Source organism: Serratia ureilytica (assembly GCF_013375155.1).
Taxonomy (GTDB): Bacteria; Pseudomonadota; Gammaproteobacteria; order Enterobacterales; family Enterobacteriaceae; genus Serratia; species Serratia ureilytica.
In genome coordinates, this window is the sequence record NZ_JABXOF010000002.1 from 127,819 (window position 1) to 151,857 (window position 24,039).

21 protein-coding genes and 1 pseudogene are annotated in these 24,039 nt (G+C 59.8%); 11 read left to right on the forward strand and 11 right to left on the reverse strand.

Annotated features, from left to right (window positions below; genetic code table 11):
* Positions 1-71 precede the first annotated feature (71 nt).
* Positions 72-1,556, reverse strand: a complete 1,485-nt coding sequence (putP, locus tag HWW83_RS03990; RefSeq protein ID WP_033643494.1) for a sodium/proline symporter PutP — start codon at positions 1,554-1,556, stop codon at positions 72-74.
* A 571-nt stretch (positions 1,557-2,127) separates the two neighbouring features.
* Here putP and putA point away from each other — a divergent pair.
* Both putA and HWW83_RS25825 read left to right on the forward strand, forming a co-directional pair.
* Complete coding sequence (gene putA, locus HWW83_RS03995; protein WP_046896608.1) at positions 2,128-6,099, forward strand: trifunctional transcriptional regulator/proline dehydrogenase/L-glutamate gamma-semialdehyde dehydrogenase; 3,972 nt, start codon at positions 2,128-2,130, stop codon at positions 6,097-6,099.
* 202 nt (positions 6,100-6,301) lie between these two features.
* Positions 6,302-6,394, forward strand: a pseudogene (locus HWW83_RS25825) (type II toxin-antitoxin system HicB family antitoxin); the annotation flags it as partial.
* A gap of 29 nt (positions 6,395-6,423) precedes the next feature.
* Here HWW83_RS25825 and tcyN read toward each other — a convergent pair.
* The 7 genes from tcyN to HWW83_RS04030 form a co-directional block, all read right to left on the reverse strand.
* Positions 6,424-7,176: an L-cystine ABC transporter ATP-binding protein TcyN gene (gene tcyN / locus HWW83_RS04000; RefSeq protein ID WP_033643496.1), complete on the reverse strand. Its 753-nt coding sequence runs from the start codon at positions 7,174-7,176 to the stop codon at positions 6,424-6,426.
* Positions 7,177-7,179: 3 nt separating this feature from the next.
* A complete protein-coding gene (gene tcyL / locus HWW83_RS04005; protein ID WP_033643498.1) occupies positions 7,180-7,842 on the reverse strand; it encodes a cystine ABC transporter permease in 663 nt (220 codons plus the stop codon).
* Positions 7,842-8,642: a cystine ABC transporter substrate-binding protein gene (gene tcyJ, locus HWW83_RS04010; protein ID WP_122003927.1), complete on the reverse strand. Its 801-nt coding sequence runs from the start codon at positions 8,640-8,642 to the stop codon at positions 7,842-7,844. The genes tcyL and tcyJ overlap by 1 nt, the downstream gene beginning before the upstream one ends.
* A 115-nt stretch (positions 8,643-8,757) precedes the next feature.
* Positions 8,758-9,750: a D-cysteine desulfhydrase gene (locus HWW83_RS04015; RefSeq protein ID WP_033643500.1), complete on the reverse strand. Its 993-nt coding sequence runs from the start codon at positions 9,748-9,750 to the stop codon at positions 8,758-8,760.
* A 124-nt stretch (positions 9,751-9,874) separates the two neighbouring features.
* A complete protein-coding gene (gene fliZ, locus HWW83_RS04020) occupies positions 9,875-10,384 on the reverse strand; it encodes a flagella biosynthesis regulatory protein FliZ (protein WP_033643501.1) in 510 nt (169 codons plus the stop codon).
* A 56-nt stretch (positions 10,385-10,440) separates the two neighbouring features.
* Positions 10,441-11,163: an RNA polymerase sigma factor FliA gene (locus HWW83_RS04025; RefSeq protein ID WP_004934752.1), complete on the reverse strand. Its 723-nt coding sequence runs from the start codon at positions 11,161-11,163 to the stop codon at positions 10,441-10,443.
* Positions 11,164-11,345: 182 nt separating this feature from the next.
* On the reverse strand, positions 11,346-12,413 hold the full coding sequence (locus HWW83_RS04030; RefSeq protein ID WP_033643502.1) for a flagellin FliC: 1,068 nt from the start codon (positions 12,411-12,413) through the stop codon (positions 11,346-11,348).
* 281 nt (positions 12,414-12,694) lie between these two features.
* Here HWW83_RS04030 and fliD point away from each other — a divergent pair, with 281 nt between their 5' ends.
* From fliD to HWW83_RS04050, 4 genes are all read left to right on the forward strand, one after another.
* Positions 12,695-14,095 carry a flagellar filament capping protein FliD gene (gene fliD, locus HWW83_RS04035; RefSeq protein ID WP_033643503.1) on the forward strand — a complete coding sequence of 467 codons (1,401 nt, stop codon included), beginning with the start codon at positions 12,695-12,697 and terminating at the stop codon, positions 14,093-14,095.
* A gap of 26 nt (positions 14,096-14,121) precedes the next feature.
* Positions 14,122-14,532: a flagellar export chaperone FliS gene (fliS, locus tag HWW83_RS04040; RefSeq protein ID WP_004934758.1), complete on the forward strand. Its 411-nt coding sequence runs from the start codon at positions 14,122-14,124 to the stop codon at positions 14,530-14,532.
* On the forward strand, positions 14,532-14,900 hold the full coding sequence (gene fliT, locus HWW83_RS04045) for a flagella biosynthesis regulatory protein FliT (protein ID WP_033643504.1): 369 nt from the start codon (positions 14,532-14,534) through the stop codon (positions 14,898-14,900). The genes fliS and fliT overlap by 1 nt, the downstream gene beginning before the upstream one ends.
* Before the next feature lie 308 nt (positions 14,901-15,208).
* A complete protein-coding gene (locus tag HWW83_RS04050) occupies positions 15,209-16,069 on the forward strand; it encodes a helix-turn-helix transcriptional regulator (RefSeq protein WP_033643505.1) in 861 nt (286 codons plus the stop codon).
* A gap of 476 nt (positions 16,070-16,545) precedes the next feature.
* Here the strand turns inward: HWW83_RS04050 and HWW83_RS04055 are convergent, their stop codons facing one another.
* Positions 16,546-17,475: a LysR family transcriptional regulator gene (locus HWW83_RS04055; RefSeq protein WP_033643506.1), complete on the reverse strand. Its 930-nt coding sequence runs from the start codon at positions 17,473-17,475 to the stop codon at positions 16,546-16,548.
* Positions 17,476-17,604: 129 nt separating this feature from the next.
* On the opposite strand from HWW83_RS04055, the gene HWW83_RS04060 reads away from it, so the two are divergent.
* Complete coding sequence (locus tag HWW83_RS04060; RefSeq protein WP_176589000.1) at positions 17,605-18,204, forward strand: FMN-dependent NADH-azoreductase; 600 nt, start codon at positions 17,605-17,607, stop codon at positions 18,202-18,204.
* Between the two features lie 168 nt (positions 18,205-18,372).
* On the opposite strand, the gene HWW83_RS04065 is transcribed toward HWW83_RS04060, so the two are convergent.
* The gene (locus HWW83_RS04065) at positions 18,373-18,573 is read right to left on the reverse strand and encodes a hypothetical protein (protein ID WP_176589001.1); all 201 of its coding nucleotides are present in this window, start codon (positions 18,571-18,573) and stop codon (positions 18,373-18,375) included.
* A gap of 79 nt (positions 18,574-18,652) precedes the next feature.
* The gene (fliE, locus tag HWW83_RS04070) at positions 18,653-18,967 is read right to left on the reverse strand and encodes a flagellar hook-basal body complex protein FliE (protein WP_033643509.1); all 315 of its coding nucleotides are present in this window, start codon (positions 18,965-18,967) and stop codon (positions 18,653-18,655) included.
* Between the two features lie 315 nt (positions 18,968-19,282).
* On the opposite strand from fliE, the gene fliF reads away from it, so the two are divergent.
* From fliF to fliI, 4 genes are read left to right on the forward strand one after another with little or no spacing between them, the layout of a single operon-like run.
* The gene (fliF, locus tag HWW83_RS04075; protein WP_033650870.1) at positions 19,283-20,977 is read left to right on the forward strand and encodes a flagellar basal-body MS-ring/collar protein FliF; all 1,695 of its coding nucleotides are present in this window, start codon (positions 19,283-19,285) and stop codon (positions 20,975-20,977) included.
* Positions 20,974-21,966, forward strand: coding sequence for a flagellar motor switch protein FliG (gene fliG / locus HWW83_RS04080; protein WP_004934775.1), 993 nt, complete (start codon positions 20,974-20,976; stop codon positions 21,964-21,966). The genes fliF and fliG overlap by 4 nt, the downstream gene beginning before the upstream one ends.
* The gene (fliH, locus tag HWW83_RS04085) at positions 21,959-22,663 is read left to right on the forward strand and encodes a flagellar assembly protein FliH (protein ID WP_176589002.1); all 705 of its coding nucleotides are present in this window, start codon (positions 21,959-21,961) and stop codon (positions 22,661-22,663) included. The genes fliG and fliH overlap by 8 nt, the downstream gene beginning before the upstream one ends.
* Positions 22,663-24,024 (forward strand): flagellar protein export ATPase FliI, encoded by a 1,362-nt coding sequence (gene fliI, locus HWW83_RS04090; protein ID WP_004934781.1) that lies wholly within the window; start codon positions 22,663-22,665, stop codon positions 24,022-24,024. The genes fliH and fliI overlap by 1 nt, the downstream gene beginning before the upstream one ends.
* Positions 24,025-24,039: the final 15 nt, after the last annotated feature.

Below are 24,039 nucleotides of genomic sequence, written 5' to 3' on the forward strand. Positions count from 1 at the left end.
GAATGACAGTGGCGAACAGGCAAAAAGAAGGGGCGCTCTGAGCGCCCCTTGCTGACTGACAGTGAACGGCGTTATACCGTTTTGTACTCGGCTTCCGCCTGATCGAAACGTTCGGTCATGGTGGAAGACGGTTGGCGGCCCATCAGGCTCACCACCACTATGGCCAGACAGCCCAGGATGAAGCCCGGGATGATTTCGTACAGGCCCAGCCATTCGTACTGTTTCCAGACGATCACCGTCACCGCGCCGACCAACATGCCGGCCAGTGCGCCGTTGCGGGTCATGCGCGACCACATCACCGAGATCAGCACAACCGGGCCGAAGGCGGCGCCGAAACCGGCCCAGGCGTAGCTCACCAGGCCCAGCACGCGGTTCTCCGGGTTGGCCGCCAGCGCGATGGCGACCAACGCCACCACCAACACCATGACGCGGCCGACCCACACCAGTTCACGCTGGCTGGCGCCTTTGCGCAGGAACGCTTTGTACAGGTCTTCGGTGATTGCGCTGGAACAGACCAGCAGCTGGCAGCTCAGGGTACTCATAACCGCCGCCAAAATCGCCGACAGCAGCACGCCCGCCACCCATGGGTTGAACAGCAGCATCGCCAGTTCGATGAACACGCGCTCGCCGTTTTGCGACACGTTGCCGGCCTGATCCGGGTTATTGGCAAAGTAAGCGATACCGAAGAAACCGACGGCGATGGTGCCGGCCAGGCACAGGATCATCCAGGTCATGCTGATGCGGCGCGCGCTGCGGATGGTGCGGTGAGAATCCGCCGCCATGAAACGCGCCAGGATGTGCGGCTGGCCGAAGTAGCCCAGGCCCCAACCCAGCAGTGACAGGATGGCGACGAAGTTCAGCCCCTTCAGCATGTCGAGGTTGGCCGGGTTCTGCGCCTGGATCACCAGCATCGAGGTATCGATGCCGCCGACGGCGAAGATCACGATCACCGGGGTCAGGATCAGCGCGAAAATCATCAGGCTGGCCTGCACGGTGTCGGTCCAGCTCACCGCTAGGAAACCGCCGATGAAGGTATACAGGATGGTCGCCGCAGCGCCGGCCCACAGGGCGGTTTCGTAGCTCATGCCGAAAGTGCTTTCGAACAGACGCGCGCCGGCCACGATGCCGGAGGCGCAGTAAATGGTGAAGAACACCAGGATGACGATGGCCGAGATCACCCGCAGCAGCTTGCTGTTGTCTTCAAAACGGCTGGTGAAATAATCCGGCAACGTCAGGGCATTGTTGTTGGCTTCGGTATGCACGCGCAGCCTTCCTGCCACCAGCTTCCAGTTCAGGTAAGCGCCGATGGTCAGACCGATGGCGATCCAGCTTTCGGAGATGCCGGAGAGGAAGATGGCGCCCGGCAGGCCCATCAGCAGCCAGCCGCTCATGTCGGAAGCGCCGGCGGACAGCGCGGTCACCACGCTGCCCAGACTGCGGCCGCCGAGAATATAGTCATCAAAGTTATTGGTTGCCCGGTAGGCAAGCAGGCCGATCAGCACCATCCCGAAAATGTATACCAGGAAGGTCACCAGCATAGGTGTGCTCATTGTCATTTAATTCTCCACTTTCATTATTATTCGCGTTTCGCTCCGGCCAAGCCGGCGCCGGTAAACCCACGCGCAATGCATTTCACTGGCCGCCGCGCCGGAACGTGGCGCAGCCTGCGAGCAAGTGCAGGTAAAATAGTTTCTGCCCGTAATTGTTGACCGTCGGTTATCCTAGATGAGCCTTTCATCAACCAACAAGATATTTAACAACAAAGTTACACAAAGTTTACCCTGCGTCACATTTACCGGGCTCAAAGGTTGCACTCACGACAAGCAAAATGAGTTGCACCTTGCTATTACCCTTATATACCGCAAGGTAAAGCGCCTGCGGCATCATTAACCCCGCCGCGTTCGCTCAATAACGCAACATTCGTGCCAACTGCCCGTGTTAAAAAATCGATGAAACTCACACTTCGCTCATCCGCCTGATTTAACAAGGTTGCACAAAGTTGCAACATGCAGGATATTGTCTGCATTCTTGACACCACACATCTCACGAACCTATCCCAACAGGCTTTCCGGCCTGCTGTTTGTCTAGCCTGATGGGATAGGTTCTAAACACAGGAGTTGGACAGGCATGGGCACTACCACAATGGGCGTGAAACTCGACGAGGCAACACGCGACCGGATCAAGAGCGCCGCGCAGCGCATAGATCGCACGCCGCACTGGCTCATCAAGCAGGCCATCTTTAATTACCTCGAGCGTCTCGAGAGCGGTACCGATATTCCTGAAATTCCAGCGCTGGCCGCAGCGGGCCAGCCTGAAGCGGACGACATTATGCCGCAAGCGCAGGAAGAGTCACACCAGCCATTCCTCGATTTCGCCGAACAAATTCTGCCGCAGTCGGTGACCCGCGCCGCCATCACCGCCGCGTATCGCCGCCCGGAGACCGAAGCGGTGCCGATGTTGCTCGAACAGGCGCGATTACCCGCCGATCTTGCACAGGCGACTCACAAAATGGCCTACGGCATCGCCGAGAAGTTGCGTAACCAAAAAAGTGCAAACGGCCGCGCCGGCATGGTGCAAGGCCTGCTGCAAGAGTTCTCCCTCTCCTCGCAGGAAGGCGTGGCGCTGATGTGCCTGGCGGAAGCGCTGCTGCGCATTCCGGACAAACCGACCCGCGATGCCCTGATCCGCGACAAGATCAGCAACGGCAACTGGCACTCGCACCTGGGGCGCAGCCCGTCGCTGTTCGTCAACGCCGCCACCTGGGGCCTGCTGTTCACCGGCAAGCTGGTGTCGACCCATAACGAAGCCAATCTGTCCCGCTCGCTGAACCGCATTATCAGCAAGAGTGGCGAGCCGCTGATCCGCAAAGGCGTGGACATGGCGATGCGCCTGATGGGCGAACAGTTCGTGACCGGCGAAACCATCGCCGAAGCACTGGCCAACGCGCGCAAGCTGGAAGAAAAAGGCTTCCGCTACTCCTACGACATGCTGGGGGAAGCCGCCCTGACCGAAGCTGACGCCCAGGCCTACCTGGTTTCCTATCAGCAGGCTATCCACGCCATCGGCAAAGCCTCCAACGGCCGCGGCATCTATGAAGGCCCCGGCATCTCCATCAAGCTGTCCGCCCTGCACCCGCGCTACAGCCGCGCGCAGTACGAACGCGTGATGGAAGAGCTTTACCCGCGCCTGCTGTCGCTGACCCTGCAGGCACGCCAGTACGATATCGGCATCAATATCGACGCCGAAGAGGCCGACCGTCTGGAGATCTCGCTCGATCTGCTCGAGAAGCTGTGCTTCGAACCGCAGTTGGCCGGCTGGAACGGCATCGGCTTCGTGATTCAGGCCTACCAGAAACGCTGTCCGTTCGCCATCGACGCAGTGATCGACATGGCGCAACGCAGCCGCCGTCGCCTGATGATACGTCTGGTGAAAGGCGCCTACTGGGACAGCGAAATCAAACGCGCCCAGATGGACGGCCTGGAAGGCTACCCGGTATACACCCGCAAGGTGTACACCGACGTTTCCTATCTGGCCTGCGCCCGCAAGCTGCTGTCGGTGCCGAACCTGATCTATCCGCAGTTCGCGACCCACAACGCCCATACGCTGAGCGCCATTTATCACCTGGCCGGCAACAATTACTACCCTGGCCAGTATGAGTTCCAGTGCCTGCACGGCATGGGTGAACCGCTCTACGAACAGGTGGTGGGCAAAGTGGCCGACGGCAAACTGAACCGCCCTTGCCGCATCTACGCGCCGGTCGGCACCCATGAAACGCTGCTGGCTTACCTGGTGCGCCGCCTGCTGGAAAACGGCGCCAATACCTCGTTCGTCAACCGCATCGCCGACGCCACCCTGCCACTCGACGAGCTGGTGGCCGATCCGGTCAGCGCCGTGGAAGCGCTGGCGGCCAGCGAAGGTCAAATTGGCCTGCCGCATCCGCGCATCCCGCTGCCGCGCGAGCTGTACGGCGAGAAGCGCACCAACTCCAGCGGTCTGGATCTGTCCAACGAACAGCGTCTGGCTTCGCTGTCCAGCGCCCTGCTCACCAGCGCCAGCCATCCATGGCGCGCGGAACCGATCATCGACGCCGAGTTGGATCAGGGCGTCGAACAGCCGGTGATCAACCCGGCCGAACCGGGCGATGTGGTCGGCTACGTGCGTGAAGCCACCGAAGGCGAAGTCAGCCGCGCGCTCGACGCCGCCGCGGCCGCCGGCCCAATCTGGTTCGCCACACCGCCGACGGAGCGCGCCGCGATCCTCGAACGCGCCGCCGAGCTGATGGAAAGCCAGCTGCAAAGCCTGCTGGGCATTCTGGTGCGCGAAGCGGGTAAAACCTTCAACAACGCCATCGCCGAAGTGCGTGAAGCGGTCGATTTCCTGCACTACTACGCCGGCCAGGTACGCGACGATTTCGCCAACGACAGCCATCGCCCGCTGGGCCCGGTGGTCTGTATCAGCCCGTGGAACTTCCCGCTGGCGATCTTCACCGGCCAAATCGCCGCCGCGCTGGCGGCGGGCAACAGCGTGCTGGCCAAACCGGCCGAGCAAACGCCGCTGGTGGCCGCGCAGGCGGTGCGTATCCTGCTGGAAGCCGGCATTCCGCAAGGCGTGCTGCAGCTGCTGCCGGGCCAGGGTGAAACCGTCGGCTCAACGCTGGTTAACGACGCCCGCGTCCGCGGCGTGATGTTTACCGGCTCCACCGACGTCGCCGGCATTCTGCAGCGCAGCATCGCCGGCCGTCTGGATCCGCAAGGCCGTCCGACGCCGCTGATCGCCGAAACCGGCGGCCTGAACGCCATGATCGTCGACTCCTCCGCCCTGACCGAACAGGTGGTGACCGACGTGGTGGCCTCCGCCTTCGACAGCGCCGGGCAGCGTTGCTCCGCGCTGCGTATCCTGTGCATTCAGGAAGACGTGGCCGAGCACACGCTGCAAATGCTGCGCGGCGCGATGGCCGAATGCCGCATGGGCAACCCGGAACGCCTGTCCACCGACGTGGGCCCGGTGATCGACGCCGAAGCCAAAACCGGCATCGAACGCCACATCCAGGCAATGCGCGCCAAAGGCCGCAAGGTGTACCAGGCAGCCAAAGGCAGCGCGCAGGATGAGAAAGAGTGGGCGCGCGGCACCTTCATCAAACCGACGCTGATCGAGCTCGACAGCTTCGACGAGCTGCAGAAAGAGATCTTCGGCCCGGTGCTGCACGTGGTGCGCTTCCAGCGCAACAATCTGGACGCGCTGGTCGATCAGATCAACGCCGCCGGTTATGGCCTGACGCTGGGCATTCACACCCGTATCGATGAAACCATCGCCCGGGTGACCGAACGCGCCAAGGTCGGCAACCTGTACGTCAACCGCAACATGGTCGGCGCGGTGGTCGGCGTGCAGCCGTTCGGCGGTGAAGGCCTGTCGGGCACCGGCCCGAAAGCCGGCGGCCCGCTGTACCTGTACCGTCTGCTGGCCAACCGTCCGGACGACGCGCTGCAACGTACGCTGCACCGCCAGGACGAAGAGCGCCCGATGGAAGCCACCGCGCGGCCACAGCTGCTGGGCGCGCTGCAATCGCTGGAGAAGTGGGCGGTCACCAGCCAACAAGGCGAACTGGCGGCATTGGCGCAACGTTATGCGGAACTGGGCCAGGGCGGCACCGTACGTCCGCTGCCGGGCCCGACCGGCGAGCGCAACACCTATGCCCTGCTGCCGCGTGAACGCGTGCTGTGCCTGGCGGATAACGAAACCGACGCGCTGATCCAGCTGGCCGCCGTGCTGGCGGTTGGCAGCTGCGCGCTGTGGCCGGAAGCGGAACTGCAACGCAATCTGTTCCGCCGCTTGCCGAACGATGTGCAGGCGCGCATCGCCTTCAGCAAAGACTGGCAGCAGGACAAGGTTGAGTTCGACGCCGCCATCTACCACGGCGATGCCGACCAGCTGCGCACCCTGTGCGAGCAGATCGCCCAGCGCGGCGGCGCCATCGTCTCGGTGCAGGGCTTCGCCCACGGTGAAACCAACATCCTGTTGGAACGCCTGCTGATCGAACGTTCCCTGAGCGTCAACACTGCCGCCGCCGGCGGTAACGCCAGCCTGATGACCATCGGTTAACGCATCCTCAAGGCTGCACGCGTTGCAGCCTGATGGGCTTACCGCTAGGCAAACCCTGCACTCGTGCAGGGTTTTTTATTGTCCGCAGGCCGATCGGCCGTTAGCGTCTTGTTATCCTTACAGGGTGGGGCATCGCTCATGGACGATAACAACATAGACGGATTACTCTGCTTGAAAGCCGCGTCAGAGCGCTACGAGACACATTGACTTTCGGGTTCGGCAATATCCGGGATACGGCAGCCGCAGCGGATTTCTCGCCGCCGCCGCGCGAAACGAATGGTTGAAAGCGGAGTGAATGCGGTCGGGGGAAACGCCCCCGCCGCCTTATTGATTCCGGAACTTGTCGAGGAATTGCTGGGTGCGCTGATGCTGCGGATTGGCGAACAGCGCTTTGGCCGGGCCCTGTTCGACGATGCGGCCGTGATCCATAAAGATAACCCGATCGGCTACGTCGCGAGCGAAGCTCATCTCATGGGTGACGATCACCATGGTGCGTTTCTCTTCCGCCAGTGAGCGCATGGTATTGAGCACTTCCCCCACCAGCTCGGGATCGAGCGCCGACGTCGGCTCGTCGAACAAAATCACCTCCGGCTGCATCGCCAGCGCGCGCGCGATAGCCACCCGCTGCTGCTGCCCGCCGGACAGCCGACGCGGATAAGCCGCCTCTTTGCCGCTCAGGCCCACTTTGGCCAGCAACGCGCGAGCACGCTGTTCGGCGCTGGCTTTCGCCTCACCTTTAACGATAACCGGCCCTTCAATGATGTTTTCCAGCACCGAACGGTGCGGAAACAGGTTGAAGTTCTGGAACACGAAACCGACCTGCTGACGCAGCGCGCGCACCTGATTTTTCTGTTTGCTCAGCGGCTTGCTGCCGTCGATCCGGATATCGCCGACGCGGATGGTGCCGGAATCCGGCTCCTCCAGCAGGTTGATGCAGCGCAACAAGGTGGTTTTCCCGGAACCGCTCGGCCCGATGATCGCCACCACTTCGCCGGCGTCCACCGCCAGATCGATCCCATGCAGCACCGTCTGACCCTTGAACTGCTTGGTCAATTGCTTAACTTCAATGGCACTCATGCGCTACTCCTGATCCTGGCGATTAACGTGGGCTTCCAGACGGTTTTGCAGTGCGGAAAGCAGGGTCGCCATCACCCAGTAAATCAGCGATGCCGCCAGGTACATGGTGAACACTTCCAGCGTGCGCGAGGTGATCAGCTGCGCCTGGCGGAACAGTTCCGGCACCTGAATGGTGGCGGCCAGCGAAGTGTCTTTCACCAGGCCGATAAAACTGTTGCCCAGCGGCGGCAAGGCGGTGCGCGCCGCCTGCGGCAAGATCACCCGGCGCAGGGTTTGCCAACGAGTCATGCCGATGCTGGCGGCGGCTTCCCACTGCCCTTTATCGATCGACGAAATCGCCGCGCGCAGCGTTTCTGAGGTGTAAGCGGCGGTATTGAGCGACAGGCCAATCAGCGCCGCCGGGAAGGGATCGAATTCAACGCCGAACTGCGGCAGACCGTAATAGATCATAAACAGCTGGGCGATCAGCGGCGTGCCGCGGAACAGCGATACGTAAATGCGCGACAGCCACGACAGCGGCCAAAGCGGCGAAAGGCGCATCAGCGCCAGCAGAAAACCGAGCAACAGGCCGAACGCCATGCCGCCCAGGCTAAGCTGGAGCGTCAGTATTGCGCCCTTCAATAAAAATGGCGCTGAATCCAGCGCCAGTTGAATACTTTCGTGCATTATTTAGTTACGTCCGCGCCAAACCATTTCTCGGAGATCTTCGCCAGCGTGCCGTCTTTTTGCATCTCGGCGATCGCCTGGTCAATCGCGGCCAGCAGCTCTGGGTTATTCTTGCGCAGCGCCACGCCGGACTCCTGGCGGGAGAATGCCGGGCCGGCCACCGCCAGCGTATCGCCGGTTTTCTTCACCAGATCCAGCGCCGCCAGACGGTCCACCAGAATGGCGTTGATACGGCCGACGCGCAGATCCTGATACTTGGTCGGATCATCGTCGTAAGTGCGCACGTCTACACCCTGCACGTTCGCACGCAGCCATTGCTCATAGTTGGTGCCCAGGCCAACGCCGACCTTCTTGCCCTTCAGGTCTTCCGGCTTGGTGATCGTGCCTTCGTTGCCCTTTTTCACCAGCGCCTGAATGCCGGAAACGGTGTAAGGGGTGGAGAAGTCATATTTCTTCTTGCGCTCATCGGAGATTGTCACCTGGTTGATCACCACGTCGATGCGTTTTGACTCCAGCGACGCCAGCATGCCGTCCCACTTGGTCGGGTTCAGCTTGGCTTTCACGCCCAGATGTTGCGCCAGCGCGTTGGCGAAATCCACTTCGAAACCGGTCAATTTGCCGTCTTCACCCTGGAAGCTGAACGGCGGATAGGTGCCTTCCAGCCCGACGATCAGCGTGCCGCGCTGTTTCACCTGCTGCAGCAGATTGTCGGCGGCATAGGCTTGAGTCGTCACACCGGCGGCCAATGCGATACCCACCACGCCCAACAACCATTGACGACGAACTTTCGCAAACATCATAAACACCCCTGTGTGTTATTTATCTTTTTTGATATCAGCACTTTAACAGTGCGACCGTCCGCATAAAGGAATATAACTTTATAAATATAGTTCAAAATGGAATAACAAGCGGCATTTACACCTGCGGATGGTAGGCGAACAGCGCCGGCGCACCGCCGGTGTGAACGAACAGGATGGGCCCTTCATCGCGGAAGCGCCGCTGGGCGATGCCGTCGATCAAACCGGCCATCGCTTTGCCGGTATATACCGGATCCAGCAATACCCCCTCTTGCTGCGCCAGCAGCTGCACCGCCGCCATGCCTTCTTCATTCGGCATGCCGTACTGCGGCGCGAAGTAATCGTCCCACAGCGCGATCGGCGCCAGTTCGTCGATATTCAGCGAACAGGCCAGGGCTTTCTGGATTTGTTCCACCTTCGGCAACTGATCGATCACGGTGCGCGAGACCGTCACGCCGATCAACTCGGTTTCAGGCAGCAGCTGTTGCAGCCCCACCGCCAGCCCGGCGTGGGTGCCTGCGCTGCCGGACGCCACCACCACCGAACTGAACGCCACGTTGCTGCGTTGGCTCTGTTCGGCGATTTCCAATGCGCACTGCACGTATCCCAGCGCGCCCAGCGCATTGGAGCCGCCCACCGGCACCACGTAAGGCCGGAAGCCCTGCGCCTCGAGGCGCGTCGCCAGCTCCGCCAGCTGCTGCTGCGGATCGTGCAGCGCTTCGCACATCACCACTTCGGCGTTGAACAAGCCGAGCAACAGGCGGTTGCCGTTGGTCAGGTAGTTTTCCGCGCGGGTATCGATAGGGTTTTCCAGCAGCGCGACGCAGTGCAGGCCCAGTTTCGCCGCCACCGCCGCCGTCTGGCGCACGTGGTTGGATTGAATGGCGCCGGCGGTAACCAGCGTATCGGCGCCTTGCCTCAGCGCATCGGCAGCCAGAAACTCAAGCTTTCTCAGCTTGTTGCCGCCCAGGGCCATAGGGGTGACATCGTCACGTTTAAGGTAGATTTCACGGCCGAGATAATCGGAGAGACGGGACAGCTTTTCCAGCGGCGTGGCGACGCCAACCAGATCCAGACGCGGAAATTGCGCCAGTTGTTGTTGCAGGTTCACTACTTCCCCCCAGGGAATCGAGTATCAACATCTGATAACCGATAGATTTAGCAGATGTGAACTGAATAATCATCCTTTATCACGGGGGGATCCGCAGACCCCGGCCCAGCGGCCGGGGAAAATCTCAGTAGCTGCGCTGCCAGGCGAGATACTGATCGTATTTGCGCAGCGCAATGCGATAGTTGTTGTGCGCCGCGGTAGGCAGATCGTCGATAATGCGCTGATGGCTGGCGCAGTTGGCGAACTTGTCCGCCGGGTAATTACGCGCCACCAGCATTTCGTCCAGCCGGCGCAGCCGCACCACGTACTCGCGAATGGTGCTGTGGCTCATCTCGGTCTGTTCGAACAGATATTGCTTGAACGCCATGATGTCGAAATAGCTCGGGTGGCTGTTGCAGGAAATCTCGCTGCAAAAGCGGCACAGCGCGGTCAGCTCATGCTGCACGTTTTGCCAGACCGCATCGTCGATCGGCTGATCCATGCGCGCGATGGCTTCTTTATTGATTATCTTGCCGCGAAACACCAGCGCCATGCGGTCCAACAATTTACCGCACTGGGAGCAATGGGTCTGGCTGTGCTTGTAATCTTTCAGGTAACGGCTAAGCGGCCGTTTCTTCAACAGTATTCCTGGCATAAGGGGCAGTCCGATTGTCGCATGAGTCATCGAGTTGAGGGGGCGGCAGCCCGCCGTCAGGTATCGTTCGCCAGCCGCGCACGCAGCCGTTTGATCGCCTGACTGTGCAGTTGACTGACGCGGGATTCCCCGACGTCCAGCACGGCGCCGATCTCTTTGAGATTCAACTCTTCCTGGTAATACAGCGTCAGCACCATTTTTTCGCGCTCCGGCAACGCCTCGATGGCGTCGATCACTCGCTGGCGCAGGCTGCCTTCCAACAGGTGATGCAGTGGGTTGGCCTCTTCATGCCCTTCCAGCATCGGTTCCGCGTTTTCGCCATGCTCCTCGCGCCATTCGTCGTAAGAGAAAAGCTGGCTGTTATTGGTGTCCAACAGAATTTGACGGTACTCATCCAGCGAAATATTCAGCGTCTGCGCCACTTCCGTCTCGCTCGCCGGCCGGCCATAACGCTGTTCCAGTTGCCGCATCACCTGCGCGACCTCGCGCGCGTGGCGCCGCACGCTGCGCGGCACCCAGTCGCGGCTGCGTAGCTCGTCGAGCATCGCGCCGCGAATGCGCTGCACCGCATAGGTGGTAAAGGCGGTTCCCTGTAGGGCGTCATAACGCTCAACGGCGTTCAATAACCCGATTCCCCCGGCCTGCAGCAAGTCGTCAAGCTCCACGCTGGCGGGCAACCTGACCTGCAGGCGCAGCGCCTCGTGGCGCACTAACGGGACGTAGCGCAGCCAGAGAGAATTTTTGTCCATCACGCCTTCGGCGGTATACAGATCGCTCACTATGTCTTAAACCTGCGGATAAGAGAGTCAGCGCTATTATGCGTAGGGGGCGAAATGCCAATCGGCTGAACAGTCACACAAAACGGGCTTTATTTGCGCCATGTAATAACCGCGCGGTGCGCGAGCATAAAAAAACCCCGCCGAAGCGGGGTTTCTTTGCGACAGTTAATCGGGAGAGACGATTAACGCAGCAGGGACAGAACGTTCTGAGTAGACTGGTTAGCCTGTGCCAGAACAGAGGTGCCAGCCTGTTGCAGGATGTTGGCACGGCTCATGTTGGACACTTCGGTCGCGTAGTCAGCATCCTGAATACGGGACTGAGAAGCGGACAGGTTGTTCACGGTGCTGTTCAGGTTGTTGATAACAGAATCGAAACGGTTCTGTACCGCACCCAGAGAAGAACGCAGGCCGTCAACCTGTGCCAGCGCTTTGTCCAGGGTTGCCAGTGGATCTTTAACGTCAGTAACGTCAGCACCCTTGGTTACAACGCCTTTGTCGTCGATTTTCGCAGTAGCGTAGGTTTTTGCGCCAGTCGCTGCATCAGTAGTCTGAATGTAGTAACCTTCTTTACCGTCTTTGTCTTTACCGGAAACCAGAGTCGCTTTCTCTAAAGCGCCACCAGTTTTGGAAGATTCAGCCAGGTCGAAAGCAACATCTTTACCGGTGTCATCTTTAACCATGGCTTTATCGGCAATTGCAGAGCCAATTTTGGTGCCTTTTTCGGTTACATCGAAACCAGTCAGACCCAGTTTGCCAGAATCGATCTTCTGCAGGTCGATATCGATGGTTTCACCGTCGTTAGCGCCAACCTGGATAGTCAGTTTCTGATCGCTGCTCAGCACTTTCACGCCGTTGAAGTCAGTCTGCTCGGAGATACGGTTGATTTCCGACATGCGCTGAGTGATTTCGTCCTGGATGGATTTCAGGTCGCTGGTGGAGTTAGAACCGTTCTGCGCCTGTACGGTCAGACGACGGATGTTCTGCAGGTTGTCGTTAACTTCGTTCAGTGCGCCTTCAGTGGTCTGCGCCAGAGAGATACCGTCGTTGGCGTTACGGGAAGCCTGAGTCAGGCCTTTGATGTTAGCGGTGAAACGGTTGGAGATCGCCTGACCCGCAGCATCGTCTTTCGCGCTGTTGATACGCAGACCGGAAGACAGACGCTCAATCGCAGTGCCCAGAGAAGACTGAGATTTGTTCAGGTTGTTCTGCGCCATCAGAGACAGGCTGTTAGTGTTGATTACTTGTGCCATTGTTTGCTTTCCTTACGAGTCAGTTGCGTTCTTCGCAACACAGTTAAAAGGTTCGGGCTTGTTTGCCCACGGCGTCAACCACCGTCCCCTCAGGTATCGGCCCTCCCCTAACAACCTTTAGAATTTTTTTAATTTTTTTTGCGTCCGCCGCAATGGCGGAAATAACGCGGTTTTTCCCTCTTCTATTGCGCCATCGGTTTTTTGTTTTTTTCGGTAAACTTTTTCATCACTGGGCCGATAACGCGTAAAGCGAATAAAGTCATAATCAAGGAGAATTACCCATGGCAACGATCAGTTCATTAGGTCTCGGCTCAGGACTCGACCTCAATGGCCTGCTGGACAAGCTGACCAAAGCGGAACAACAGCGCCTGACCCCTTACACCACCAAACAATCCAGCTATAAAGCCCAGTTGACCGGTTACGGCACGCTAAAGGGCGCGTTGGAAAAATTCGACAACCTCAGCAAAGAGATGGCGAAAGAGGACTTCTTCAAGGCCACCACCGCCACCGAACATGACGCCTTCAAGATCACCACCAACGCCAAGGCGGTGCCGGGCAACTATGTGGTGGAAGTGAAGAACCTGGCGCAGGCGCAAACCCTGACCACTCAGGCGAAAGTCAGCGACCAGGGCGAAAAATTAGGTAAAGAAGGCATCACCAACCGCTCTCTGACCATCACCGCCGGCAACCCGCCGAAAGAAACCAAAATCCCGCTCAGCGACGATCAAACCTCGCTGGTTGAGATGCGCGACGCCATCAACGGCGCCAAGGCCGGCGTCACCGCCAGCATCATGCGCGTCGGCGACAACGACTACCAGCTGGCGATCAGCTCTTCCACCACCGGCGAAAACAACAAGATCTCCCTCCAGGTCGACAATGACGACAAACTGGGCGATATCCTGAACTACAACGCCACCCGCGGCACCACCACCGCCATGAAGCAGACGGTCGCGCCGCAGGACGCGGAGCTGATGGTGAACGGCACGGCCATCAAACGCAGCACCAACTCGATCAGCGATGCCCTGCAGGGCGTCACCATCGATCTGAAAACCAAAACCAAAACCGATGAACCGCAACACCTGGTGATCAGCACCAACACCGCCGGCACCACCGACAAGATCAAAGAGTGGGTCGACAGCTATAACTCGCTGCTGGACACCTTCAACTCGCTGTCCAAGTTCACCCCGGTGAAAACCGGCGAAGCGCCAAACCCAACCAACGGCCCGCTGCTGGGCGACAACACCCTGCGCGGCATTCAGTCGTCGATCAAAAGCGCGCTGAGCGCCGCCCAGGACAACCCGGAGTTGAAAGGCCTGGGCAACCTCGGCATTTCCACCAACACCAAAACCGGCAAGTTGGAAATCGACAGCGCCAAGCTGAAGAAAGCGATGGATGAGAAGCCGGATCAGGTCAGCAACTTCTTCGTCGGTAACGGCAAAGACACCGGCATGGCCACCGAGATCCACAACGAGATCCAGAGCTACATCAAATCCGGCGGCATCATCGAGAACTCGACCAAAAGCATCAACACTAACCTCGATCGCCTGAACAGCCAGATCACCACGGTCACGGCCAGCATTCAAAACACCATCGATCGTTATAAACAACAGTTCGTTCAGCTGGATACCATGATGTCGAAAATGAACGGCACCAGTAACTATTTGGCTCAACAGTTCAAGTAACCCTTTAACAAGGCAAAGAAAACAGCATGTATAACCGTAGCGGCACTCAGGCCTATGCACAGGTCAGTCTGGAAAGCGGCGCCATGAGCGCCAGCCCGCACCAGTTAATCGTGATGTTGTTCGACGGGGCGCTCAGCGCCCTGCTTCGCGCACGCATCCTGATGAACCAGGGCGATATCGCTGGCAAAGGCATGGCGCTCTCCAAAGCCATCAACATCATCGACAACGGCCTGAAAAGCGGCCTCGATCCTCAGCAGGGCGGCGAGATCGCCGAAAACCTGGCGGCGTTATACGACTATATGAAGCGTCGCCTGATGCAGGCCAATCTGCACAACGACGAAGCGGCGATTGCCGAGGTGGTCAAACTGCTGGAAAACATCGCCGACGCCTGGCGCCAGATCGGCCCCAACTACCAACCTTCGCAGGACGCCGTGTAATGGAACGTCAACAGCAGCTGTTAGCCGCTTATCAACAAATTTACACCCTGAGCAGCCAAATGATCGCGCTGGCGCAAACCGGGCGCTGGGAAGAGCTCGTCGAGCTTGAGTTCGCCTACGTGACGGCGGTGGAAAAAACCGCCGCCTTTACCGGGCAAGCCGGCCCGTCCATGGCGTTGCAGGAGATGTTGCGCAATAAGCTGCAACAGATCCTCGACAACGAAACCGAGCTCAAACGTCTGTTGCAGCAACGGATGGATGAGCTGAAAACGCTTATTGAACAGTCAACGCGCCAAAACGTGGTCAACAACACCTACGGCCAGTTTCATGACCGCGCGCTGCTGCTGGGAGAGCCACAGGTCCGATAAGATCGACAATACTGACGAAAATGGATTAAATAGCACTATGCGCTATTACCCTCGGGTTACGTTAGGATATTAATCTATGGCATTTGAATTATTCAGTTTATGGGTAATTGGTAAAATGCGCGCTTCGAGCCTGGCTCTCACTTTAATGGATAAACATCATCCCGACACGGACGTTTTCTGTTCATCAGGAAATTGATTTTTGATAGATAAAACTCGCCGCTGTGTTTCACGGCCCATGGAAAAATGTTGCTCCAGCGCGGATCAAAGCGTAAAGATATTCCCAGATAATGGCTGCGAAATGAATATCGATGGAACGTACAATTAATCTCTGTCCTGGAATTGGCGCCTCAGCGCACATCATTCAGTATACTGAATTATTATTCCCTTCAGTCTATTTTGAGCAACCACATCTGTATCTGATACAACAAGGCCATAAGCGCGTACGCTGGCAACAACACGAAGTGGTCGCTCATCCCGGCGAGCTGTTGATTATCGACGGCGGGCAAACGGTGGACATTATTAACGGCCCGTCCGAAGACGGCGTATTCAGTTGCCAACTGCTGACCTGCGATCCCCTGTTGCTCACCGTCCAGCCTCCGGCCGAGGAAACGCCGGCGGCGATGCCGTTCGATGCCGTCCTGGCGCTGCGCAATCTGCCCTGCGCCCTAAAGCACAGTTTTGAAACCACCGGCCTGGCGCTGACGCTGCGGCAACGCTTTCCCACCATCATCGTGCGGCACAAAATGCTGGAAATTCTGCTGTGGCTGGCCCAATTCGGCATTCGCTTTATTCACAACGAAGCCAAGGATCTGACGCAGCGGGTGCGTCGCTGCCTCGCGACCGATCCGCACAGCATTTGGACGGCGGCCAAAGTCGCGGAGAGCCTGTCGATGAGTGAGGTGATGTTGCGCCGCAAACTGTCGATGGAAAACACCGCGTTGCGCAACCTGATGATCGACGTCCGGATGAGCAGCGCGCTGGCCCTGCTGCAATCGACCGACTGGCCGATTTCCGCCATCGCGCAGCATGTGGGTTATGAAAGCGCGTCGCGTTTCGCCGAACGTTTTCGCAAACGCTTCGGTTTCGCGCCTACCGCCATTCGCGGCCACCAAAGGATTATGGAACCCGGCTCTCAGGGCGTTGAGGCGATGGTCGCCGGAGAAACATAAATAGACGCGCAACAAAATGGCTTTATTTAACACAAGTCCCTAACGGTTGTAACAACGCTGAGATACGCTAAGCCACGTCTATCCGCCGAAAGCGAATTAAACGATGCGCAATGAAAAGCGATTATTTTCTCTGGCAATAATGTTGTTGGGGCTGTGGCTGCTAGCCTTACTGTATGAAGAAGACATGATGCGTTTACTGGCCGCACAATAAAACGGCCAGGTTTTTTATCGCCTGGTCAGACTTCAATCCAGTTTGACCAACACGCCAATTAACGTGACTAACACCGCCAGCATTAAAATACTGATCAGGCGCCATCTGGATTCGCTTTTACTGCTCATTGACCTGCCTCGAATAATAACCCTACTAATAAGGCCATAATAAACGCTCACCGGCACATTCAATAAGCCTGACAGCACAATGTTCGCCCCTCTATTCGGGACATTGCCCCCATTTCCTGTCGGTTGCGACGCGGCGATTACCGCTGCGATAACGGCGGCGGCACAAGCGCCAATTTTGCGGGCAGCTCAGCCACCAGTTTGTCCACCGCCAGCCGCACCTTGAGCGGCTGGTAAGGCATATAGGGCCACACCACGTTGACCGGGAAACTGAGGTTGGACTCACCGCGCATGATCTCCACCAACGTCCCCGCCATCAGCCGCTCGCGCACCAGCCACTCCGGCAGCCAGGCAATGCCGGCGCCGGCGGATATCGCATCGACGATCCCCTGCATATCATCCATCATCATCTTGGCCGGAGGGCTGAATGATTGCAGCTCACCGTTTTCGCCACGCAGCTGCCACGGCAGCACGGCGCCGGCGTGCAGATACCCCACCGCCTGATGCCGGCTTAACGCTACCACCGTGCTCGGCTCGCCGCAGCGCCGCACGTAGTCGGGCGACGCGCACAGGAGCATGCCATGTTCGCCCAGACGTCGGGCAACCAAACTGCCGCTGTCCGCCAGTTCGCCGATACGCACTGCCAGATCGAATCCCTCGTCGACGAGATCGATCCTGCGGTCGCTGAATGAGATTTCCAGCGTCAGTAACGGATGCTCATTCGCCAGCGCCGTCAACAAGGGCGCAATGCACAGGTGGCCGAACAGCACCGGCACCGAGACTCTGAGCCGGCCGCTGACCTGCATCTTGCCGCTGTCGAGCTGATTTTCCGCCGCCTGAACGTTCGCCAATGCCTGTCGACAGTGTTCATAGTACAGCGCGCCTTCGTCCGTCAGGCTCAGGCTGCGCGTCGTGCGCATAAACAGCATCACGCCCAGCCGTGCCTCCAGACGCGACACGATTTTGCTGACCGCAGAACGCGTCAGATGCAGTTTCTCTGCGGCGGCGGCGAAACTGCCGCCTTCCGCTACGGCAACAAAGGCCGGCAGCGCACTCAGATCGCTTTTCATCTTAATGTTGCCAATATGGAATCAATTAGGTGAAAACCTATCACCACTGGTGAACCTTAAGCAATGATAACCTGCAGTCATTCCGGAGTCTCCGGTGAAAACCACAGATTACCGTCAGAGGACAACAGCATGAAAAAAATACTGGCTCTCAGATCCAGCATTATGGGAAATGACTCGCAGACCAATAACCTGATTGACCGCTATCTGGCGGCGCGCAAAGCGAAAGGATACGACGATCGGATCGTCGAACACGATCTGACGGCGCTGGATCTGCCGGTGTTGGACGGCGAGCTGTTCAGCGCGCTGCGCGGCGCGGAAAATGTCAGCCCGCGCGCCAAAGCCACGGTTGCGCTCTCCGATCAACTGATTGCCGAACTGAAAGAGAGCGACCTGTTGCTGATCGGGGCGCCGATGTACAACCTCAACGTGCCGACTCAGCTGAAAAACTGGTTCGATCTGGTGGCCCGCGCCCGGATGACCTTCAACTATACCGCCACCTACCCGGTGGGGCTGGTGGAAGGCGTCAATGCGGTGGTCTTCAGTTCACGCGGCGGCATGCACGCCGGGCATCCGACCGACGCCGTAACGCCCTACCTGCGCTCGGTGCTGGGGCTGATGGGGATCGGCGACGTGCAATTCATCTATACCGAAGGGCTGGACATGAAGCCGCACGGCCGCGACCAGGGGCTGGCAAGCGCCCACCAGCGCATCGTGGCGTTAGCAGGCTGAGGCAAACGCACGGCAGCATTGATTTGTTATAACATAACAAATATGATGTTCGCGTTGACGCACCTCGAACGTGCGTCGGCGCTCCTACATCACATAAATGTTTTATCGCACCTTCAGCCAGCTATTTCGATAGCTGGCTTTTTTTGTCCATCGACTGGCGTCACGGCTTCAGTATTGCCGGGCGGCGCGTTTCATTTCACGCTCGCCGGGCGACTGTGTCTTCACCGACAGCGGCGCGACAAACGCCTTCCAGTCTTTGCCGGCATCCTGATGAGGCGCCGTTTTTTGCGCCGATGGATAGTCATCATTCTGGCCGGCGCATCCAGACAACGCCATCATGGCCAGAGCAAGGCACAGCGATTTACACATTATCCTATCCCTCCTATAACCATCGCCATAGGCTAACGGCGCCAAGCCAAATTTCACTGAAAAATGGACGGTACGTTCATCACACCGGCATATTCATGATGTCCTGGTAGGCCGCCACCAGCTTGTTGCGCACCTGGACACCCAGTTGCAAAGACACCGACGATTTCTGCAGGTCGACCATCACATCATTCAGGCTGATGCCCGGCACGCCCAGCTCAAAGTCCTGCGCCTGTTTGCGCGCCGTCTGCTGGGTGTCGCTGATCTTGCCAAGCGCCGCAGTCAGTTCGCTGGCGAAGCTGACGCCCTGCGGCGCCGCATTTTGCCCCATCTTGCCGGCCTGAACCGCCATGGTCTGCATCTGCTGCAGTACCCCTTCAATGCCCTGAATCGCCATCTGGTCCTCAATCCTCTCGTCTCGCCGGGTGACGTTTTCACCCTGTACTTCTCCAATGATGCACACCCTAGCACAGCGTTTTCGGACCTAAAGCGGTTAATTAACTGCAAAAAACCCGGCTTATCGGGCAATCGGAATTGTCTGATAAGGCGAATAATGGCCTGCCCAGAAATGGGAGCGCCGCTATTTAGAAGATATGTGTATCAGGGAGTCTGTTTTGTCACACAACGCTAACCATACCGTTCATCAGCCTGGCAGGGAGCTGCTCAGCGGCCCGTACGGGATCGTGAGCGCCATTGAAGGACGAGACCTAAAATGAGTGCTTCGATAACCGCCGGCGAAAGCCGCGACAACGGCCTGCAGGCCATCTGGAACCGTCTGCGCGCCAACCCGAAAATTCCGTTGCTGGTCGCCGCTTCCGCCGCGATCGCGATCGTCGTCGCACTGCTGTTGTGGGTGAAAAGCCCCGACTACCGCGTGCTGTACAGCAATCTGAACGACCGCGACGGTGGCGCCATCGTCACCCAGCTGACGCAGATGAATATCCCTTATCGCTTCGCCGAGAATGGCGCAGCGCTGCTGATCCCGGCGGAAAAGGTGCATGAAACCCGTTTGCGCCTCGCGCAGCAGGGGCTGCCGAAAGGCGGCGCCGTCGGCTTCGAACTGCTGGATCAGGAAAAATTCGGCATCAGCCAGTTCAGCGAGCAGATTAACTATCAGCGCGCCCTCGAGGGCGAGCTGTCGCGCACTATCGAGTCGTTGGGGCCGGTGCAAAACGCCCGCGTTCACCTGGCGCTGCCTAAACCTTCGCTGTTCGTGCGCGAACAAAAATCCCCTTCCGCCTCGGTAACGCTGACCCTGCAACCCGGCCGTGCGCTGGACGACGGCCAGATCAACGCCATCGTTTATATGGTGTCGAGCAGCGTCGCCGGTCTGCCGCCGGGCAACGTGACCGTGGTCGATCAGGCCGGCCGCCTGCTGACCCAGTCCGACGGGACCGGGCGCGATCTCAACGCTTCGCAGCTGAAATACGCCAACGAAGTCGAAAACGGCTTCCAGCGCCGCATAGAAGCGATCCTCGCCCCGGTGGTCGGCAGCGCCAACGTGCGTGCGCAGGTCACGGCGCAGATCGACTTCGCCACGCGCGAACAAACCGATGAACAGTACCAACCTAACCAGCAGCCGGATAAAGCCGCCATCCGCTCACAGCAAACCAGCCTGAGCGAGCAGATCGGCGGGCCGCAGGTCGGCGGTGTGCCGGGCGCGCTGTCCAACCAACCGAGCGCTCCGCCTACGGCGCCGATTGAAACCGCCAAGCCGGCGGCGGGCAATAACGCCAACGCCACCGCGCAAAACGCCGCGACCACCCGCAGCGCGGCGGCCAGCGGCGTGCCGCAAAATACCCGTCGCGACGCGACCACCAACTACGAGCTCGATCGCACCATCCGCCATACCCAGCAAAAAGCCGGCACCGTGCAGCGTCTGTCGGTCGCCGTGGTGGTCAACTACCTCGGCGCGGATAAAGACGGCAAACCGCAACCGATGAGCAAAGAACAGCTGGCGCAGATCGAAGCGCTGGTGCGTGAAGCGATGGGCTACTCCAGCAGCCGTGGCGATACCCTGAACGTGGTCAACACGCCGTTTACCGACGCTCAGGTGACCGGTGGCGAACTGCCGTTCTGGCAGAGCCAGTCGTTTATCGATCGCCTGATCGACGCGGGCCGCTATCTGCTGGTGCTGCTGGTTGCCTGGCTGCTGTGGCGCAAACTGGTGCGGCCGCAGCTGCAACAGCGCCAGGCGGCGCAACAGGCCGCCATCGCCGCCGCCAACGCGCCTGCCGCCAAAGCGGTCGACAGCAGCAAACCGAGCAACGAGGAGCTGGCGCAGCGTCGTAAATCGCAGCAGCGCGTCAGCGCAGAAGTCCAGAGCCAGCGGATCCGCGATCTGGCTGACAAAGACCCGCGCGTGGTCGCTCTGGTAATCCGCCAATGGATGAGTAACGAGATATGAGCCTGACCGGAACCGACAAAAGCGCCATCTTGCTGATGACGCTGGGTGAAGATCGCGCGGCGGAGGTGTTCAAGCACCTCTCCTCGCGCGAAGTACAGCTGCTGAGCGGCACCATGGCCGGCATGAGCCAGGTGTCGCACAAACAGCTCGGCGAAATACTGACCGAGTTTGAAGACGACGCCGAGCAATACGCGGCGCTGAGCGTCAACGCCAGCGACTATCTGCGTTCGGTGCTGGTCAAGGCGCTGGGCGAAGAGCGCGCCGCCAGCCTGTTGGAAGACATTCTCGAATCGCGCGAGACCACCACCGGCATGGAAACGCTCAACTTTATGGAGCCGCAGAGCGCCGCCGACCTGATCCGCGACGAACACCCGCAGATCATCGCCACCATTCTGGTGCACCTCAAACGCGGCCAGGCGGCGGATATTCTGGCCCTGTTCGACGAACGCCTGCGCAACGACGTGATGCTGCGTATCGCCACCTTCGGCGGCGTGCAGCCGGCGGCGTTGGCGGAGCTGACCGAGGTGCTGAACAACCTGCTCGACGGTCAGAACCTCAAACGCAGCAAAATGGGCGGGGTGCGCACCGCCGCCGAGATCATCAACCTGATGAAAACCCAGCAGGAAGAAGCGGTCATCGACGCGATGCGCGAATACGACGGCGAGCTGGCGCAGAAGATCATCGACGAGATGTTCCTGTTCGAAAACCTGGTGGAAGTCGACGATCGCAGCATCCAGCGCCTGCTGCAAGAAGTGGAAGGCGAGTCGCTGCTGATCGCGCTGAAAGGCGCCGAACAGCCGCTGCGCGAGAAGTTCCTCAAGAACATGTCGCAACGCGCCGCCGACATCCTGCGCGACGATCTGGCCAACCGTGGCCCGGTGCGCATGTCGCAGGTGGAGAACGAGCAGAAAGCCATCCTGTTGGTGGTGAGACGCCTGGCGGAAACCGGCGAAATGATCATCGGCGGCGGCGAGGACACCTATGTCTGATCGCATTAACACCCTGCCCTGGCAGCCCTGGTCGCTCAACGATTTGGGCGAACAGAAACCGGCGTTCGAACTGCCGCCGCTGTCGGATCTCGAACACAGCGATCCGTCGCCGGACGCGCAGGCCGAATTGCAACAGCAGTTGGCGACGCTGCGGCTGCAGGCCGAGCAACAGGGCCAGCAATTGGGCTATGCCGACGGCCAGCAAAAAGGCTATGAGGCCGGTTTTCAGTCCGGTCTGGAAGAAGGCCGTCAGCAAGGGCTGCTGGAAGCGCAGCAGCAGCAACAGCCGCTGACCGCCCACTGGCAGCAGTTGGTCACCGAATTCCAGCACACGCTGGACGCGCTCGACAGCGTGATCGCTTCCCGGCTGATGCAGCTGGCGTTGACCGCCGCCAAACAGGTGCTGGGCCAACCGCCGGTGTGCGACGGCACCGCCCTGCTCGCGCAAATCCAACAGCTGATCCAGCAGGAGCCGATGTTCAACGGCAAACCGCAGCTGCGGGTCCACCCGGACGACTACCCCCGCGTCGAGCAGCAACTGGGGGTTACCCTCAGCCTGCACGGCTGGCGCCTGCTGGCGGACGGCGAACTGCACCCGGGCGGCTGCAAGGTCAGCGCCGAAGAAGGCGATCTCGACGCCAGCCTGGCGACGCGCTGGCATGAACTGTGTCGCCTGGCGGCACCGGGAGAAGTCTGATGACCGCGCGTCTCGGCCGCTGGCTGAGCTCTCTGGATACGTTGGAAAAACGCATCGCCCGCGCGCCGACGGTGCGCCGCTACGGCCGCCTGACCCGCGCCACCGGGCTGGTGCTGGAGGCCACCGGGCTGCAGCTGCCGCTCGGGGCGACCTGCCTCATCGAACGGCACGACGCCGGTGAAGTGCAGGAAGTGGAAAGCGAAGTGGTCGGCTTCAACGGCCAGCGGCTGTTCCTGATGCCGCTGGAAGAAGTGGAAGGCATCGTGCCGGGCGCGCGGGTTTACGCCCGCATCGCGCCGGAAGGCCAAAGCGCCGGCAAGCAGCTGCCGCTCGGCCCGGCGCTGCTGGGGCGCGTGCTGGACGGCAGCGCCAAACCGCTCGACGGCCTGCCGTCGCCGGAAACCGGTTACCGCGCGCCGCTGATCACCGCGCCGTTCAACCCATTGCAGCGCACGCCGATCGAGCAGGTGCTGGACGTGGGAGTGCGCACCATCAACGGTCTGCTGACCGTCGGTCGCGGCCAGCGCATGGGCCTGTTCGCCGGTTCCGGCGTCGGCAAGAGCGTGCTGCTCGGCATGATGGCCCGTTACACCCAGGCGGATGTGATCGTCGTTGGCCTGATCGGCGAGCGTGGCCGCGAGGTCAAAGACTTTATCGAGAACATTCTCGGCGCCGAAGGCCGGGCGCGCTCGGTGGTGATCGCCGCGCCGGCGGACGTATCGCCGCTGCTGCGCATGCAGGGGGCGGCCTACGCCACCCGCATCGCCGAGGATTTCCGCGATCGCGGGCAGCACGTGTTGCTGATCATGGATTCCCTCACCCGCTACGCCATGGCGCAGCGTGAGATAGCCCTGGCTATCGGCGAACCGCCGGCGACCAAAGGTTATCCGCCTTCGGTCTTCGCCAAACTGCCTGCGCTGGTGGAACGCGCGGGCAACGGCATCAGCGGCGGCGGTTCCATCACCGCCTTCTACACCGTGTTGACCGAGGGGGACGATCAGCAAGACCCGATCGCCGACTCGGCGCGCGCCATCCTCGATGGCCACGTGGTGCTGTCCCGACGCCTGGCGGAGGCCGGCCACTACCCGGCTATCGACATCGAAGCGTCAATCAGCCGCGCCATGACGTCGCTGATCGACGAGGAGCATTATCGCCGGGTTCGCACCTTCAAACAGATGCTGGCCAGCTATCAGCGCAACCGCGATCTGATCAGCGTCGGCGCCTACGCGGCCGGCAGCGATCCGTTGCTGGACAAAGCGATGACGCTGTACCCGCAGATGGAGGCGTACCTGCAACAGGGCATCTTTGAACGCAGCGGCTATGATGAAGCCTGTCAACAGCTGCAGCAGTTGATTGTTTAACGTCACAGAGGCGCA

Bases quoted from the DNA above. Each gene is read 5' to 3' on its own strand.
- putP (WP_033643494.1), bottom strand. From the start codon at position 1,556: ATGACAATGAGCACACCTATGCTGGTGACCTTCCTGGTATACATTTTC.
- putA (WP_046896608.1), top strand. From the start codon at position 2,128: ATGGGCACTACCACAATGGGCGTGAAACTCGACGAGGCAACACGCGAC.
- tcyN (WP_033643496.1), bottom strand. From the start codon at position 7,176: ATGAGTGCCATTGAAGTTAAGCAATTGACCAAGCAGTTCAAGGGTCAG.
- tcyL (WP_033643498.1), bottom strand. From the start codon at position 7,842: ATGCACGAAAGTATTCAACTGGCGCTGGATTCAGCGCCATTTTTATTG.
- tcyJ (WP_122003927.1), bottom strand. From the start codon at position 8,642: ATGATGTTTGCGAAAGTTCGTCGTCAATGGTTGTTGGGCGTGGTGGGT.
- fliZ (WP_033643501.1), bottom strand. From the start codon at position 10,384: ATGCCAGGAATACTGTTGAAGAAACGGCCGCTTAGCCGTTACCTGAAA.
- HWW83_RS04030 (WP_033643502.1), bottom strand. From the start codon at position 12,413: ATGGCACAAGTAATCAACACTAACAGCCTGTCTCTGATGGCGCAGAAC.
- fliD (WP_033643503.1), top strand. From the start codon at position 12,695: ATGGCAACGATCAGTTCATTAGGTCTCGGCTCAGGACTCGACCTCAAT.
- fliS (WP_004934758.1), top strand. From the start codon at position 14,122: ATGTATAACCGTAGCGGCACTCAGGCCTATGCACAGGTCAGTCTGGAA.
- fliT (WP_033643504.1), top strand. From the start codon at position 14,532: ATGGAACGTCAACAGCAGCTGTTAGCCGCTTATCAACAAATTTACACC.
- HWW83_RS04050 (WP_033643505.1), top strand. From the start codon at position 15,209: ATGGAACGTACAATTAATCTCTGTCCTGGAATTGGCGCCTCAGCGCAC.
- HWW83_RS04055 (WP_033643506.1), bottom strand. From the start codon at position 17,475: ATGAAAAGCGATCTGAGTGCGCTGCCGGCCTTTGTTGCCGTAGCGGAA.
- HWW83_RS04060 (WP_176589000.1), top strand. From the start codon at position 17,605: ATGAAAAAAATACTGGCTCTCAGATCCAGCATTATGGGAAATGACTCG.
- HWW83_RS04065 (WP_176589001.1), bottom strand. From the start codon at position 18,573: ATGTGTAAATCGCTGTGCCTTGCTCTGGCCATGATGGCGTTGTCTGGA.
- fliE (WP_033643509.1), bottom strand. From the start codon at position 18,967: ATGGCGATTCAGGGCATTGAAGGGGTACTGCAGCAGATGCAGACCATG.
- fliF (WP_033650870.1), top strand. From the start codon at position 19,283: ATGAGTGCTTCGATAACCGCCGGCGAAAGCCGCGACAACGGCCTGCAG.
- fliG (WP_004934775.1), top strand. From the start codon at position 20,974: ATGAGCCTGACCGGAACCGACAAAAGCGCCATCTTGCTGATGACGCTG.
- fliH (WP_176589002.1), top strand. From the start codon at position 21,959: ATGTCTGATCGCATTAACACCCTGCCCTGGCAGCCCTGGTCGCTCAAC.
- fliI (WP_004934781.1), top strand. From the start codon at position 22,663: ATGACCGCGCGTCTCGGCCGCTGGCTGAGCTCTCTGGATACGTTGGAA.